At 47.8% G+C, this 14,407-nt stretch carries 13 protein-coding genes; 6 read left to right on the top strand and 7 right to left on the bottom strand.

Going from position 1 to position 14,407, the window contains the following annotated elements; translation table 11 throughout:
* Nucleotides 1-9 precede the first annotated feature (9 nt).
* The 7 genes from AB1552_06260 to AB1552_06230 form a co-directional block, all read right to left on the bottom strand.
* A complete protein-coding gene (locus AB1552_06260; protein MEW6053380.1) occupies nucleotides 10-1,227 on the bottom strand; it encodes a tetratricopeptide repeat protein in 1,218 nt (405 codons plus the stop codon).
* Nucleotides 1,197-2,129 carry a peptidylprolyl isomerase gene (locus tag AB1552_06255; protein ID MEW6053379.1) on the bottom strand — a complete coding sequence of 311 codons (933 nt, stop codon included), beginning with the start codon at nucleotides 2,127-2,129 and terminating at the stop codon, nucleotides 1,197-1,199. Before AB1552_06255 ends, AB1552_06260 begins: the two co-directional genes overlap by 31 nt.
* Before the next feature lie 6 nt (nucleotides 2,130-2,135).
* The gene (locus AB1552_06250; GenBank protein ID MEW6053378.1) at nucleotides 2,136-2,846 is read right to left on the bottom strand and encodes a uracil-DNA glycosylase; all 711 of its coding nucleotides are present in this window, start codon (nucleotides 2,844-2,846) and stop codon (nucleotides 2,136-2,138) included.
* Nucleotides 2,847-2,872: 26 nt separating this feature from the next.
* Nucleotides 2,873-3,724 carry an NAD(+)/NADH kinase gene (locus AB1552_06245; GenBank protein ID MEW6053377.1) on the bottom strand — a complete coding sequence of 284 codons (852 nt, stop codon included), beginning with the start codon at nucleotides 3,722-3,724 and terminating at the stop codon, nucleotides 2,873-2,875.
* On the bottom strand, nucleotides 3,699-4,145 hold the full coding sequence (gene tsaE / locus AB1552_06240) for a tRNA (adenosine(37)-N6)-threonylcarbamoyltransferase complex ATPase subunit type 1 TsaE (GenBank protein MEW6053376.1): 447 nt from the start codon (nucleotides 4,143-4,145) through the stop codon (nucleotides 3,699-3,701). The genes AB1552_06245 and tsaE overlap by 26 nt, the downstream gene beginning before the upstream one ends.
* Nucleotides 4,146-4,155: 10 nt before the next feature.
* Nucleotides 4,156-4,833: a peptidoglycan editing factor PgeF gene (gene pgeF, locus AB1552_06235; protein MEW6053375.1), complete on the bottom strand. Its 678-nt coding sequence runs from the start codon at nucleotides 4,831-4,833 to the stop codon at nucleotides 4,156-4,158.
* A 151-nt stretch (nucleotides 4,834-4,984) separates the two neighbouring features.
* The gene (locus AB1552_06230; protein MEW6053374.1) at nucleotides 4,985-6,574 is read right to left on the bottom strand and encodes an NAD(P)H-hydrate dehydratase; all 1,590 of its coding nucleotides are present in this window, start codon (nucleotides 6,572-6,574) and stop codon (nucleotides 4,985-4,987) included.
* A 215-nt stretch (nucleotides 6,575-6,789) separates the two neighbouring features.
* Between AB1552_06230 and AB1552_06225 the strand changes: the two genes are divergently transcribed.
* The 6 genes from AB1552_06225 to AB1552_06200 all read left to right on the top strand — a co-directional run bounded on the left by AB1552_06225 (nucleotide 6,790) and on the right by AB1552_06200 (nucleotide 14,404).
* On the top strand, nucleotides 6,790-8,373 hold the full coding sequence (locus tag AB1552_06225) for a PilT/PilU family type 4a pilus ATPase (protein MEW6053373.1): 1,584 nt from the start codon (nucleotides 6,790-6,792) through the stop codon (nucleotides 8,371-8,373).
* 151 nt (nucleotides 8,374-8,524) lie between these two features.
* A complete protein-coding gene (locus AB1552_06220; GenBank protein MEW6053372.1) occupies nucleotides 8,525-9,961 on the top strand; it encodes a cytochrome c biogenesis protein ResB in 1,437 nt (478 codons plus the stop codon).
* On the top strand, nucleotides 9,962-11,044 hold the full coding sequence (gene ccsB / locus AB1552_06215) for a c-type cytochrome biogenesis protein CcsB (protein ID MEW6053371.1): 1,083 nt from the start codon (nucleotides 9,962-9,964) through the stop codon (nucleotides 11,042-11,044).
* A 104-nt stretch (nucleotides 11,045-11,148) separates the two neighbouring features.
* Nucleotides 11,149-12,111, top strand: a complete 963-nt coding sequence (locus AB1552_06210; GenBank protein ID MEW6053370.1) for an NAD(P)-dependent oxidoreductase — start codon at nucleotides 11,149-11,151, stop codon at nucleotides 12,109-12,111.
* Nucleotides 12,102-13,298: a pyridoxal phosphate-dependent aminotransferase family protein gene (locus AB1552_06205; protein ID MEW6053369.1), complete on the top strand. Its 1,197-nt coding sequence runs from the start codon at nucleotides 12,102-12,104 to the stop codon at nucleotides 13,296-13,298. Before AB1552_06210 ends, AB1552_06205 begins: the two co-directional genes overlap by 10 nt.
* On the top strand, nucleotides 13,298-14,404 hold the full coding sequence (locus tag AB1552_06200; protein MEW6053368.1) for an N-acetyltransferase: 1,107 nt from the start codon (nucleotides 13,298-13,300) through the stop codon (nucleotides 14,402-14,404). Before AB1552_06205 ends, AB1552_06200 begins: the two co-directional genes overlap by 1 nt.
* Nucleotides 14,405-14,407: the final 3 nt, after the last annotated feature.

Genomic DNA, 14,407 nt, shown 5'->3' with positions numbered 1-14,407 from the left:
ACCGATGCTTCATTTCTTTTCTCGAAGCAATTCTCCGATAAGGGCTTTTATCCTTTTTTTCGTCTCGGGGAGAACTTCACTGTCCGGATGAAAGTCAGGTGTGCGCACAATAGGCTTTGCAATCACATACCCGTCCTCCGACCAGATAATTTCTATATCCCCGATACCTAAATTCTGGATTCTGTCCCTGATGGTTTTCTCAAGCTCATGGAACCTGCGGAAGCTGAATTTTGCAACATCAGGATATGACTGATGAACGTCCTGAAAAGATGTTCCGCTTTTTGCCATTTTTATCAGTCTCTCCGAGAGCATGATCTTTGTATATTTGTCAGTCTGTTCGTATCTCACATCCAGCATCTCAATGACTCTGTCTTCCGTAATGTCTTCCGGCATTTCCCTGAGCTTCGTGTTTATGAGGCTGGAGATAGCGAGGAATCTTGCAAGATATTCAGCCTGTTGCCGGGTGAACTTGTGCGTATCGATCATATCCTGCTGATACTTTGCATCTTCAGATATCCCGAGAGTTCTTGCCGTTTCATAGAGTATGTTCTCATTGATATAATCATCGAGGATATTTCCAGTCCGCCAGAGCACCTCCCTGACTCCCAGTTTGGTGAGGACAAAAGAGGAATTTACCATGTACGAGATAATTGTTTCATACCCGGTTATCTCAGACCGCAACTCTTCCGACTGCTTTTTCTCTCCTTCCAGAAGCGCCCTGAGATTTTCCCGCTCCTCTGCTGCGTTCAGAATCTCTTCCTCCATGAGCTTGATCTGTCTTTCTGTTTCCAGCAGCTTTTCATCCGCAATATCCTTCTCCTTCTTCATATCATCGGCTGATACAACGCCGTGCGTTCCGGGATCTTTCGGTCTGCCGATCTGTGCGATTTCCCGTGCCGCATATGCAATAAAAGGACTCTTCGGGAACTGCTGCTGCAGGGCAGAAAAAACGTTTTTTGCCTCATCAGCGGAATTGAGCCGGAGGAGGGATTTGCCGAGCCAGTACATGGCAGCATCTGCCGCTGAACTTTTCGGAAACTCCTTCAGGAAAGTCCTGAATTCTTCAACTGCCTTTTCCGGCATATAGGACAGGTATGCATTATATCCCTTGTCGAAAAGTGCATATTCATTCATTGCCGCCTGCGCATCTGCAGCAGCAAGCATCATGAACACCATGAACGGAAATAATTTCTGATTTATTTTACTGAGACAGAAGACTTTTCCCATAGCGTTTTAAGCCAAAAATTGAACATCTGCTCCCTTTTTTGTTCATACAGGGCATTGCGCAGTTCACCTCTGACTTCCTTATACTGTCTGAATTTCTCCGGGGTCCTTTCTTTGAGTTTCAGGATATATGCGCCTTCACTGACCCACACAGGTTCGCTCACTTCCCCCTCCTTCAAGGCAAACGCTGTTCCATCCAGGGGGGCAACCAGCGATCCTCTGACGAAAGTGCCGAGCAGCCCATCCTGACTCTTGAGTGGTTCATCTGAATACTCTTCCACAAGCATGTCAAAGCTGTACCCCTCATCCAGGAGAGAAGCTATTTTCAACGCCTTTCTCTTCAGGTCAGTAATCTCGGTAACCGTTGCATCATTGTTCAGCCTGAGAAAGATGGCATGTATTCTGAGAGTTTCCGGGGTACTCAGAAAATCCTTCTTATGTGTCTGATAGAAATCTTCCATTTCTTTTTCCTCTATGATAACCTTTGAGTCCACCTCAAGGCTTACAAGACGGGATATTACCAGTCTGTCTTTCAGCATATTCCGGTACTCCTTCATGCTGATATTTTCCTCCTGCAAAAAAACTGTCAGATCCTCATCAGAAAGGCTATTCATTGCTTTGAACTCTTCGATGGCCAGGTCAATATCAGCTTCATCTGCCTCTATCCCCTTCTTCCTGGCCTCATGGATGATGATTTTTTCCTCTATAAACCTTTTCAAAATATCCTCATCAATCTCGTCAGCAAGAGGTATTTCCCCGATCCCTTTTACAAATTGCCGGTAGTCCGCGATGGTAATCACTTCTTCGCCCACAGTCGCAAGTACACGATCGACTGTTGCTCCACGTGCAACATGCGGAAACTGAAGGACAGCAAGGATAACAATTCCCAGAAGCGTTGTCTTCATCCTGCATTATCCTTTCTTTCCCAGTCGTTCGAGCACTTCCTGCATATCGCTCCATGTCAGCCATTTGTCCTTCGGGTTTCTGATGAGGTAGGCAGGATGGAAGGTAGGCATAAAAGGTATTCCCTTATAGTCAAAAAACTTACCCCGTATTGCGGTTATCTTCAATTTGTCATTTCCGATGAGGGTGAGTGCAGATACTCTCCCAAGTGCCACAATAACCTTGGGTCTGATGATTGTTATCTGACTTTCCAGAAATCCTCTGCAACATTCGATCTCGTCAGGTTCAGGGTCGCGGTTCATCGGCGGCCTGCATTTCACAATATTGGCAATGTAGACATCCTGCCGCCTGTATCCCATCTTTTCGATCAAACGTGTAAGCAATTTCCCCGCATCTCCCACAAAGGGTCTTGCCTGCAAATCCTCCTCCCTTCCGGGCGCTTCCCCGATGAACATGAGTTCGGCCTCCGGATTTCCCTCGCCAAACACGATGGTCGTCCTTTTCTGGCTAAGTTTGCATCTCCTGCAGTCACCGATCTCCTCCTGTAAGGTTTTGAGGGCATCCCTGGGGTTTCCGGCCGGCATTCTCATGGTGACTGGCTCTCTGCCCATTTCTTGAACTCTGATCGGGAGGGTTTCAACACCCAGTGCCTGAAAAAACGCAATACTTTTTTTCAGGTTCTCGATCAAATCTTTTTCCTGCACCTTTGCGTCCTTCATGCTGTGCTAAATGCCACGGGTGGCACTCATCTTTCTCCCCACTTCAGTTTTGTTCTCAGAATATGATAATAATCCCGTTCACAGGGGACAAAAAACCTGGCCTTGAACTCGGACTTTCGTACCTCAACAGTATCACCCTGTCGCAAAGAGAATCCCACCTGGCCGTCTATGGTAAGAAAGACGTCTTCATTCCGGGATTTGAGTACTATTTCGACCAATACCTCATCCGGAAGAACAATCGGCCTGTTGGTAAGAGTATGGGGACATATCGGTGCAAGAATAATGCTCCGCAGAGTGGGGTACAAGATAGGTCCCCCGGCAGAAAGTGCATATGCCGTTGACCCTGTCGGTGTAGAAATTATCAGGCCGTCTGCCTTGAAAGTCGCGACAAAATTATGATTGATATAGGTTTCGAGATCTATTATCCGTGCCAGGGCTCCTTTGTTCACCACCACGTCGTTGACAACAATATAATCTGCAATGCATTCACTGTGCCTGATAACACAGGCCTTGAGCATAATACGTTCCTCAACGGAACACTCGCCGGTAAGAACCTGATCGAGAACCTGATATATGTCATCCCTGTGCACAGCGGTCAGGAAGCCGAGACCTCCAATATTTACTCCAAGTATAGGGACCCCTTTTTCACCAACAAGCCGTGCTGCGCTCAGCATGGTGCCGTCTCCGCCTAGAACAACGATAATATCCGAGAGTAAAGGTATCTGCGTGCGGGGCGTCCCTTCTATGTTCAGGACTGCCGCGGTCTCACTGTCCACATATGACACGCACCCCTTTTGTTTGAGCCAGGGCAAGAGTTTCTGGAGTATTTCGACTGGATCGGGTTGTCCTGTCTTAGAGATTATCCCTATGTTTTTCATAATTTCCCTCAATCACTATCTCCCGTGAATTTTCACCAGAGTATTCCAAGGTTATCTTAATCAAATCCTCCGGCAGCAATGCAGCAGCCCTCTCCGCCCATTCTACGACCGTAATGCAGTCGCCTCCGAGATATTCCCATAACCCCAGTTCATCCAGCTCAGTCTGATTTTCGACCCTGTACAGATCAATATGTGCCAGAGGAGGTACAGTTTCGTATTCAGCGATGATCGTAAAGCTGGCACTGGCAATTTCCCTCTCATTTAAACCCAGTACACTGGCGATACCTTTAATAAGTGTAGTCTTTCCGGCGCCCAGCTCGCCATAGAGACCTACGACATCACCCGGCCTCAATAATCTCCCGATTTCTGCCCCGATCTTTTTTGTTTCATCGGGACCGTGACTGATAAAGTGCTTTCTCATCCCGGAAGTCTCAGAATATCCCAATAAATCCGCCCTGACTCCCGTTGCACTCTCCGCTGAACCTGAAAGAGTAGTAATGTTCAGGATTGCAGTGGGTACAGTCGCCTGATATCCAGATATTTTTCGCCGGGATGCCGGCGGACATCGCCTGAAGCATGTTCACGGAAGCGAGGTCAATGAAGTATTTTTCCCCTCTGCGGACGTAGTATTCTCCTTCGCCGGTTGCCCTGTATACGGCCTCCTTGACTTCAGCACCGACCTCGTAGCAACTGCCCCTGATGCTCGGGCCCAGGGCCATGACAACATTCTCCTGAAGGGACCCGCACTGCGTGACCATGACAGCAATAGTCTTTTGCACAATCTGCGCTGCAGTGCCCCTCCAGCCCGCATGCACCACACCGATGACTGTGTGTTTTGTGTCATGGAGAAGAACCGGAACACAGTCAGCCACCTGCACGCCTATCAACACCCCGCGTTGCCGGGTCACCACGGCATCAGCCACTACAGGACTGAAATCACCATCAAGAAGGTAAACCCTGTCAGTATGTTTCTGCTGCGGCAGATAAAGAGAACCCTTCCTGACAGAAAGCAGCCTGCTGATCTTCTCCGCATCAACCCCTACTTCTTTCCGCGTAAAAAATGCCCTAACCGCTGCCCCGAATATCCCGGGAAAAATCAATGTATCCATAGCAGTGAACATGCCTATTGATTATAAAACAACTCAGCAGCTGCATGCAGACACGGTGTTGTCGTGTATTGGTACTGAATGCCAACATGAGTTAAAACGATCTGCATTGCCGGCAGAATTACATACACGACTTGGTCATCCAAAATAAAGATCAGATGATGCAAGAATTATCCTGTTTCATTGAACGGAAAGCCGCCGGCAATGCATCGATTATGTCAGTCGCGACAAGCGAGTGCTGGCCTTTCTTTTCAGCTGCGATATCTCCGGCAAGGCCGTGCAGGTACGACCCGAGAACCCCGGCCTGACTCAGGCTGACGTTCTGTCCGAGAAATCCGGACACCATTCCGGTCAGCACATCTCCGGTGCCACCGGTAGCCATCCCTGCATTTCCGGTCGAATTTATATAAGCTTTTCCGTCAGGAGAAGCAATGATGGTCGGAACCCCCTTAAGGACAAGAACCGTCCCGGTTTCCCCTGCAAAGGATATCGCCACGGCAATCCTGTCCCTCTCTATTTCATCACGGATGTCAAGCACTGTTTGTCTCCCCTTGTGCTGCCCCCGGTGTATCAGCCTGGCCATTTCACCGGGATGCGGTGTAAGAATTACACCTTTTTTTGCCCTGGGCAATACATCCTGATGGTGTTCAAGAGAATTGATGCCATCTGCGTCAATAACTATCGGACAGTCCGCATATTCCACAAGCCTCTTTACAAGTTTCCTTGTATCCCCAGAAACACCCATGCCCGGTCCTATGGCGAGGATGTCCGCAGAATTGCGGAGAAACCCGAGGATTGTCTCATATGCCCTTGCTGAAATCAAACCGCTGCTGCTGTCAGGCAGGCCAAGCACCATTTCTTCCCTGACGACCGACTGAAAAATTCCCTCAAGCGATTCAGGAACCCCGATCGTTACAAGGCCGGCTCCTGTCCTCAGGCATGCCCTTGCCGCCATGAGCGCTGCCCCTGTCTTCCCTTTTGACCCTGCAACAATAAGCACATGACCGTAGGTTCCCTTGTGCGAATATTCGCTTCTGAGAGGCATAAGTCCGGAGACAAATGTTTTTTCGAGCAATTCGGGATCGGATTTTCCGGCAAGGAGCAGTTGCCGGGGAAAGCCGATATCCGAAACAAACAGTTTGCCGGTATATTCTGCTCCGGGGTATAACAGGTGGCCTCGTTTGGGGAGACCAAATGTAACCGTGCAATCCGCCCTCACCGCATCACCCATAACCTGTCCGTTATCTGAAGATATCCCTGACGGGATATCCACGCTTATCACAGGCAATCCAGACTTATTGATGAATGCGATCACTTCCAGGAGCAACCCGGAAACTTTCCTGCGCAATCCTGTACCAAATACCGCATCCACAATGAGTGAATGACGGCCGATTACCGGTGCGTGTCCGGCCAGAAGTTCCTGCACAGGTCGTACAGGCACCCCAAAGTTCAACGCAGCCTGATACTGCGCCAGTGCATCTCCCTGCAGGGATTCGGGAGGCGTGCAAAGAAAAACCTTCACATCTCTTCCCTGGTTGTACAGATCCCTTGCAACCACCAGCCCGTCGCCGCCATTGTTGCCGCCTCCGGCTATCACGATACACTTCTTTTTGCCGAACAGTTCGTTGATTCTGGAGGCAACCGAAAGCCCTGCCCTCTCCATCAGTATCAGGCCGGAGAGCCCGAACCCACGAATGGTTTTTGCGTCTATGTCCCGCATCTCTTCAGCCGTAACAATCCTCATTCATGCCTCCCCTTTCCCGTACCGTTCATGGTAGCGAAACAATTTCCCTGCGGTTCATCCGTGCATTTCTGCGATCATGACAGCAACTGAGTTGAATTCATTATAGCATCGCTGCGTATAAAACATACCATGTACAGGACCGATTTTTTCCCTTGAATTGACGATTTTTCCCTCTCAATACTCAACAAAAACAAATTGACAAACAAGAGTTGAAAGTGGTACAAAACTTTATGCCATTCCCCGCAAGAAAGAAACAGCGCCTTGGTGAACTTCTTGTCGAACAGGGATTAATCAACAGCAATCAGCTGAAAGATGCCTTAAGAAGACAGGCTCAGGCCGGTGGACAGCTGGGATCTATCCTGGTGGAAATGGGCTATATCACAAACGATAACCTTCTGAACTTCCTGAGCAAGCAGATGGGCATCCCTTCTGCAAATCTTTACAAAATCGAAATTTCCCCGGAAGTCTTGAAAATCATGCCCCTCGAAAAAATAAAATCGATGAAAGTCATGCCGATCAGCTATGATGAGACTTCCATAACCCTTGCGATGGTGAATCCAAGGGATATGATATCCATACGGGACATAGAGTTTTCTCTCGGGAAAAAGGTCATCCCTGTCGTAGTGCCTTCTTCACAGATGGAGGTCGCAGTAGAGAGCCTCCTGACAAACCCGGGAGCCGGTCTCACCGGGGAGACTCTCGAAAAACAGATTCAGAGGGCTGAGCTGAAAAAAGCCGCGCCATTGATGTCTCTCCTGAAATATCTTGCGGGGTCTCCTGCCACTGACATGCTTCTGACCGCCGGGGTTCCTCCCTGCATCAAACTCAGCAACGACATAAAAAGGGCCTCCATGGACCCTTTGTCCCCTTCCGATTGTGAACGGTATGCAAAGGAACTGATGTCAGGGAAAGACTGGGAAACATTCACGCAGAAGGGCGATCATGATCTCGCGGTAACCTATCCCGAGATCGGCCGCTTCAGAGTCAATCTGTACAAACAGAGAAATTCCATTTCAATCACCCTGCGTCACATTACTGATATACTCTCTTCTCCCGAGGAACTGCACCTGCCTCCCTGGTTAAAGGAATTTGTCCTTCTCCCACAGGGCCTGATCCTGATATCAGGGCCTGCCGGTCACGGGAAAACAACAACCCTTGCCGCAATGGTAGACATCATCAACAACAACAGAAGATGCAATATCGTGACACTTGAGGATCCGATTGAATATCTCCACAAGCACAAAAAAAGCAATGTCAATCAGCGGGAAATCGGACTGGATACCGAATCGTTCTATGAAGGCCTGAAGCACGTATTCAGACAGGACCCCGACGTGATAGTCGTCGGCGAGATGAGGGATGCTGACAGCTTCGCTATTGCGCTGCAGGCAGCAGATACGGGGCATCTCGTAATTGCAACGGTCCATGCAAGCACCGCTGCATCCACAATAGAAAGAATTATCAACATATTCCCTCCCCATCAGCAAACCCTTATCAGAAACCGGCTTGCAGACAATCTTCTTTTTGTCCTTTCCCAAAGGCTTGTCCCTCTCAAGAAAGGAGAAGGAAGGATTCTCGCCCATGAAAAAATAATCAACAGCTTCGGCGTCAAGAACCTCATCAGAGAAAGCAAAACACACCAGATAAAGTCTCAGATGCTCACCGGCACTGATGACTACAGTTCGCTAGAGGCATCCCTTGCAAACCTTTTTCTCTCCGGTGTGATTAAGTTTGAGGACGGGCTCCTTTTTTCTGAAAATAAGCAGTTCTATAAAGATATGACAAAAACTTCCCAGCCCTGAAAGAGATTTTGACTGGGTGAATATGCGATTCTCCTTCCGGGCATATATAAGTATTCTCCCTTAAGGAATTTTCGGCATCCTGCTATTGAAATTTTCTTGTTATTGTCCAGGTAAAAATTTTAGAATATAAAACTTGAGAGGAAATCGTACCTTGGAACAGGAAAAGAATAAGACAATCGTTGACCGCATTTGGGATTTTCTTGCGTCAGTCAAACTTGCGATCATCATCTTCGCGCTTATTTCCCTTACATCTATTGTTGGAACAGTTCTGGAACAAAAGGGTGATCCGGCCCAGAACATGGAGATACTGGCAAAGCTTTTCGGGCAATCTCTGGCTCCATCCCTGTACAGCATCTTTTTCACACTCGGGTTCATGGACATGTACCACGCATGGTGGTTTATAGGTTTGTTAATCATGTTTTCCATTAATATAAGCATCTGCTCTCTCGACAGACTTCCCGGAATATGGAAACTTGTACGTGAGCCCATAGCGCCGGTATCTGAAGAAAAGCTGAAAAAGTTTCAGATCAACAGGGAGATCGTGCTAAAGGGCAACCCTGAAAAAGTCAGGGATACTGTTTCGGCAGCGATCAAGAATATTCGTTTCCGTTTTATGGAAACCCGGGAAGAAAATGGCTATCAGTTTTACTCCCAGAAAGGAAATTACAGCAGGCTCGGCGTGTATATCACGCATTTCAGTATCCTCATAATCCTCATTGGGGCAATCATAGGGCTTCGTTTCGGATTCAGCGGGTTTCTCAATCTTCCCGAGGGTGCGGTATCCGGTGTTGCCTTCTCAGGCAAGGACAGGGAAATACCGCTGGATTTTGAAATCCGTTGCGATAATTTTGAAGTCACTTTCTACGGCAAATCAGACATGCCCAAAGAATATAAAAGCTGGCTCACCGTAATAAAAGACGGCAAGGAGGTACTGAAAAAATCTATTACTGTCAACGATCCTCTGACATTCGGCGGAATCACGTTCTATCAGTCAAGCTACGGTCTTGTTCCCAACAGTGGCGGCAAGGGGATATTCATATTAAACGCTGTTTCATCGGACGGGAAGGCCTCTGCACTTAACCTGAGGTTTGGAGAAACGTTCCAGATTCCCGGCACCGACATAACAGGCAGGATCATTGACTTCAGCCCTGCGTTAAGGATTGACGAGCATGGACATACTTTCACCTATGCAAATCAGATGAACAATCCCTCTGTGCTTATCGATTTCACCGAAGGGGGGAAAAACAAACTTACCGGGTGGATACTCAAAAGGTATCCGGAGACATGGCATTTGCCGGGTGGACACCGGGTAGAATTTCTTGATTACTGGGGGGTTGAGTTTACCGGCCTACAGGTAAGAAAAGACCCGGGTGTGTGGGTAGTGTATTTCGGATGCATTGCCATGAGCGTTGGCCTTTTTGTCGCCTTTTTCATGAGCCACAGGAAAATATGGGTGAAGCTGGTCGAAGACAAAAACACCACCAGGGTTCTTATTGGAGCTACTTCCAACAAGAACAGGGCCGCCTTTGAAAGGAAGATCGATACAGTCATCGCGTCACTGAATAAAAAACCGGAAGGAGGGAAATAGATGGACAGTTCCCTTTTCTTTGGCATATCCACAATGGCATACATACTGGCCATGATTGTCTATATAACCTTTGTTGCGTTCAGGAAACAGCAGATCGGCATCACCGCAACAGCAATAACAATTACAGGGTTCCTTGCCCAGACTTCCGCAATTATTCTGCGGTGGAATGAATTTGCCGGCCTGAGCGGTCTGGGAATCTGGAAGTCAGCGCCTCTTACAAACCTTTACGAGTCGCTCATATTTTTCGTATGGTGCCTGATCTTGGGATACCTGATAATCGAATTCAAATTCAAGAACCGTTCATTCGGCGCCTTTGTCACACCGATTGCCGGTCTTGCATTGGCCTTCATAGATCTATCCGGTGTTTCAAAGGAAATTCAGCCTCTGGTACCGGCGCTGAAAAGCAACTGGCTTCTTGCACACGTCACCATGAGTTTCATCGCATATGCCGCGTTTTCCATTTCCTTCAGTACCGGACTCATGTACCTCATTATGACCACAGAAAAAAGAACCGAGTCTTCCTACATATTCTGGACCCTTACCTTTGGTATTTTTTCAGTTATCCTGGTTTTGATGAGTATCGATTTTCTCGCCTTTAAAGTCAAAGTAAGACCCGATGTCTTTGTCAAGAGCTATCTTTTCAAAACAACATTTCTCAACCCCTCCATGTTCGTGAAAACCCTGAGCTGGATTCTCTCCCTTGCTGCGCTTTTTCTCATATGGAGGTTCGGTTCGGTGCTCAGGACAATCATCACCAAATTCCATGTAACTGCTGAGATGCTGGATGAAATCACCTACAAGAGCATCGCTGTCGGGTTTCCGATCTTTACCCTTGGCGGACTGATTTTTGGCGCCATTTGGGCTGATCAGGCCTGGGGAGTATACTGGAGCTGGGATCCGAAAGAAACTTGGTCGTTAATCACATGGTTTATTTATGCCTTCTATCTCCATGGAAGGATGATTCGGGGATGGAAAGGAAAAAAGGTTGCAGTCGTGGCTGTCATAGGCTTTATGGCCGTAATATTCACGTATCTCGGTGTGAATCTGCTGCTCTCAGGACTGCATGCATACGGTTCGGCGTAGTGCCCTGCAATCAGTAGCCGATTTCATAGGTATGTCAGGATACTCGCAAACGGTAAAAGGGACTTGACTCTTCCCTGCTTCATTGCCCAAAATATTGACACCTTATGAAGGCTCTTGTCACAGGAGCTACCGGCTTCATTGGAAGCCATTTATGTGCAGAACTCATCAGGAGAGGGTTCGATCTTTCCTGCCTTTCACGGGAAACCTCCAGCCTCAGGTGGATCGAAAATCTGAATATCCGTATCGTGAAGGGTGACTGTACAGACAAGAATTCCCTTCTCCCCGTAATCGGCGGATTTGACTATATTTTTCATCTTGCCGGCATTACAAAATCCTGTACTCCTGGCGAATTTTTCCACATCAATGCAAAGGGGACTGAAAACCTGATAAATGCTATCGCTCAGCGTAATCCGGGAATCAGAAGGTTCATCTACCTGAGCAGTCTTGCAGCAGCGGGTCCAAGCAAAAACGGGGCTCCGGTTCCGGAAGACGCTGCCCCTTCACCCGTGTCCGATTACGGGAAAAGCAAGCTTGAAGGCGAAATGGCAGTCCTGAAATTTAAGGATGTCATCCCGGTGACAATTTTAAGGCCGCCGGCGGTATACGGACCAAGAGACAGGGATATGCTTGTCCTTTTCAGAATGATTAAAAAAGGTTTCTTCTTTGACCTTGGAAAATGTTATTATTCATTACTCTATGTAGATGATCTTGTTCAGGGTATAATATTATCTGCAGAGAGCGAACGGGCAGAAGGCAATGTATATTTCATCTGTGATAATAACTGCTATTCAGGTGAACAGATAGCAAAAGAAATATCCACTGCACTTGATGTGAGGGCAAGGCCGCTGAAAGTTCCTCAGGCTGCCATGCTGTTCTTTGCATTCCTTGGAGAGAGGATAAACAAGCAGGGGATTATCAACAGGGACAGAATAAAGGATTTCAGACATTCGCACTGGATATGCAGTCCGAAAAAGGCAAGAGAACAAATGGGGTATCTTCCAAAGGTCGGAATAAAGGAAGGGATAAAATGGACGGCGGATTGGTACAGGATCCACAAATGGCTGTAAAAAAATCAGCTGACATATTTGAGAAGTGCTATAAATTCGACAAAGCGAAAAAACTCATATCTCACGGTATATATCCGTATTTCCGGACAATCGAGAGTGCCCAGGATCCAGAGATTACCATGAACGGGCGGAAGATGATCATGGTCGGGTCCAATAATTATCTCGGCCTGACAAACCATCCGAAAGTCAAAGAAGCTGCAATCGAGGCGATCAGGAAATACGGCACCGGATGCGCGGGTTCACGGTTTTTGAACGGAACTCTGGATATACATGTCCAGCTTGAAGAGAAACTCGCGCGTTTCATGCGGAAAGACGCCGCCCTGATCTTTTCTACCGGTTTTCAGGTCAATTTAGGGGTAATATCAGCCCTTGCAGGCAAAGATGACGTCGTGCTTATTGATAAGATGGATCACGCAAGCATCATTGACGGATGCAGACTGTCTTTCGGCGAGATCAGGAAATTCAAACATAATGACATGAAAGACCTGGAAAGGGTCCTCACCGAGTATGAGGACAGGGACAAGCTTGTGGTTGTCGACGGGGTATTCAGCATGGAAGGAGATATCGCCCCTCTGCCTGATGTGGTTGCGCTCTCGAGGAAGCACGGCGCCCGGCTGATGGTAGATGACGCACACGGAATCGGCGTGCTGGGAAAAACCGGCAGGGGTACTGCAGAGCATTTCGGCCTTGAAGACGAGGTTGACCTCATCATGGGAACCTACAGCAAGTCACTCGCTTCCATAGGAGGTTTCATTTCAGGATCGTCTGATGTAATCCATTATATTAAGCATCTTGCAAGGTCCCTGATTTTCAGTGCCAGTCCCCCGCCTGCATCTGTCGCGTCAGTCAGCGCTGCGATTGATATCATTGAAAGCGAACCGGAAAGAAGAGAACAGCTGTGGAAAAACACCTTCAGGATGCTGAACGGGTTCAGTGACCTCGGCTTCAAAACAGGCCATAGCGAGACGCCCATAGTCCCGGTCATTGTAGGTGAAGACGAAAAAGCGTTTCTTATGGGAATGATGCTTCAGGATGAAGGCGTATTCGCAAATGTGGCCGTTACCCCCGCTGTTCCCTCGGGCATGGCGCTCATACGGACAAGCTACATGGCAACCCATACGGACGAGCAACTCGATATCGTACTGAATGCATTTGGAAAGGTTGGCAGAAAGCTAGGCATCATATAATGATAGAGGTTATTGAGGTCAAATCCCCAAGAGACCTCAGTGACTTTATACAACTTCCTTTCACACTCTATTCAGCATACCCTTCATATGTCCCTCCCCTGGTCAGGGAAGTGAAAAAGCTCTTTTCTGAGAAGAACCCTTTTTTCCTTCACGCATCTGTCCGTTTTTTCCTCGCAAAACAGAACGGAAGGACAGCAGGCCGGGTCGTCTCTATCATCAACCAGAGACATATCAATTATCACGACGAAAAAGCGGGTTTTTTTGGCTTTTTTGAATCCATGGAAAACACGAAAATTTCCTCAAGTCTCCTTGGCAGAGTCGCAGATATCCTCCGAAAGGAAGGCATGGATATCATGAGAGGCCCGATGAGCTTTTCGACAAACGACGAATGCGGCATGCTGATAGAGGGATTTGACAGCCATCCCATGCTTATGACTCCCTATAACCCTCCATACTACAATGACCTCTTGGAGATGTTCGGCATGACGAAAGCAAAAGACCTGTACGCCTATATCCTTGACATACCGGATGAGCTTCCGCGAAAAATCCACAGGGTGGCTGATCTTGCGATGAAGGCCGGGGTGCGTGTCAGGCCGATAGACAAAAAACGTTTCGGTAAAGAGATGCTCATTTTCAAAGAGGTATACAATTCAGCATGGGCAAAAAACTGGGGATTCATTCCTCTGACTGATGAAGAACTTGCGTATCTGGGAGATAACCTTAAGCCTGTCGTTGTTCCCGACATCACCCTCATCGCGGAAAAAGATGATGAGCCCATAGGCTTTATGGGTCTATTGCCGGATTTCAACTTCGTTCTCAAACATTTGAACGGCAAACTGGGACCCGTCGGCATAGTAAAGGCACTCTACTACGCAAAAAAAATTACCGACCTTAGACTGCTCCTGCTGGGCATCAAGGCCGAATACAGAAATAAGGGTGTCGATGCAGTCCTCTTCCGTGAAGGCTTCAGGGGTGTCAAAAACGGAGGGTATAAACGGGTCGAATTTTCCTGGATACTTGAAGACAATATCCCTACTCAGAGGCTTGTGGAGATGATAGGAGGCAGGCTCTATAAAAAATACAGGATATATGAAAAAACGCTGTAGAGA

It is taken from the genome of Nitrospirota bacterium, from assembly GCA_040754395.1.
GTDB lineage: Bacteria > Nitrospirota > Thermodesulfovibrionia > Thermodesulfovibrionales > SM23-35 > JBFMCL01.
The sequence above is the reverse complement of the archived record's forward strand: the minus strand, read 5'-3'. Positions and strand labels throughout refer to the sequence as shown.

What these genes read in the sequence shown, in the direction of transcription:
- AB1552_06205 (MEW6053369.1), top strand. Translation starts at nt 12,102, where the DNA reads ATGGCTGTAAAAAAATCAGCTGACATATTTGAGAAGTGCTATAAATTC.
- AB1552_06210 (MEW6053370.1), top strand. Translation starts at nt 11,149, where the DNA reads ATGAAGGCTCTTGTCACAGGAGCTACCGGCTTCATTGGAAGCCATTTA.
- AB1552_06200 (MEW6053368.1), top strand. Translation starts at nt 13,298, where the DNA reads ATGATAGAGGTTATTGAGGTCAAATCCCCAAGAGACCTCAGTGACTTT.
- AB1552_06250 (MEW6053378.1), bottom strand. Translation starts at nt 2,846, where the DNA reads ATGAAGGACGCAAAGGTGCAGGAAAAAGATTTGATCGAGAACCTGAAA.
- AB1552_06230 (MEW6053374.1), bottom strand. Translation starts at nt 6,574, where the DNA reads ATGAGGATTGTTACGGCTGAAGAGATGCGGGACATAGACGCAAAAACC.
- pgeF (MEW6053375.1), bottom strand. Translation starts at nt 4,833, where the DNA reads ATGGATACATTGATTTTTCCCGGGATATTCGGGGCAGCGGTTAGGGCA.
- ccsB (MEW6053371.1), top strand. Translation starts at nt 9,962, where the DNA reads ATGGACAGTTCCCTTTTCTTTGGCATATCCACAATGGCATACATACTG.
- AB1552_06245 (MEW6053377.1), bottom strand. Translation starts at nt 3,724, where the DNA reads ATGAAAAACATAGGGATAATCTCTAAGACAGGACAACCCGATCCAGTC.
- AB1552_06255 (MEW6053379.1), bottom strand. Translation starts at nt 2,129, where the DNA reads ATGAAGACAACGCTTCTGGGAATTGTTATCCTTGCTGTCCTTCAGTTT.
- AB1552_06260 (MEW6053380.1), bottom strand. Translation starts at nt 1,227, where the DNA reads ATGGGAAAAGTCTTCTGTCTCAGTAAAATAAATCAGAAATTATTTCCG.
- tsaE (MEW6053376.1), bottom strand. Translation starts at nt 4,145, where the DNA reads ATGAGAAAGCACTTTATCAGTCACGGTCCCGATGAAACAAAAAAGATC.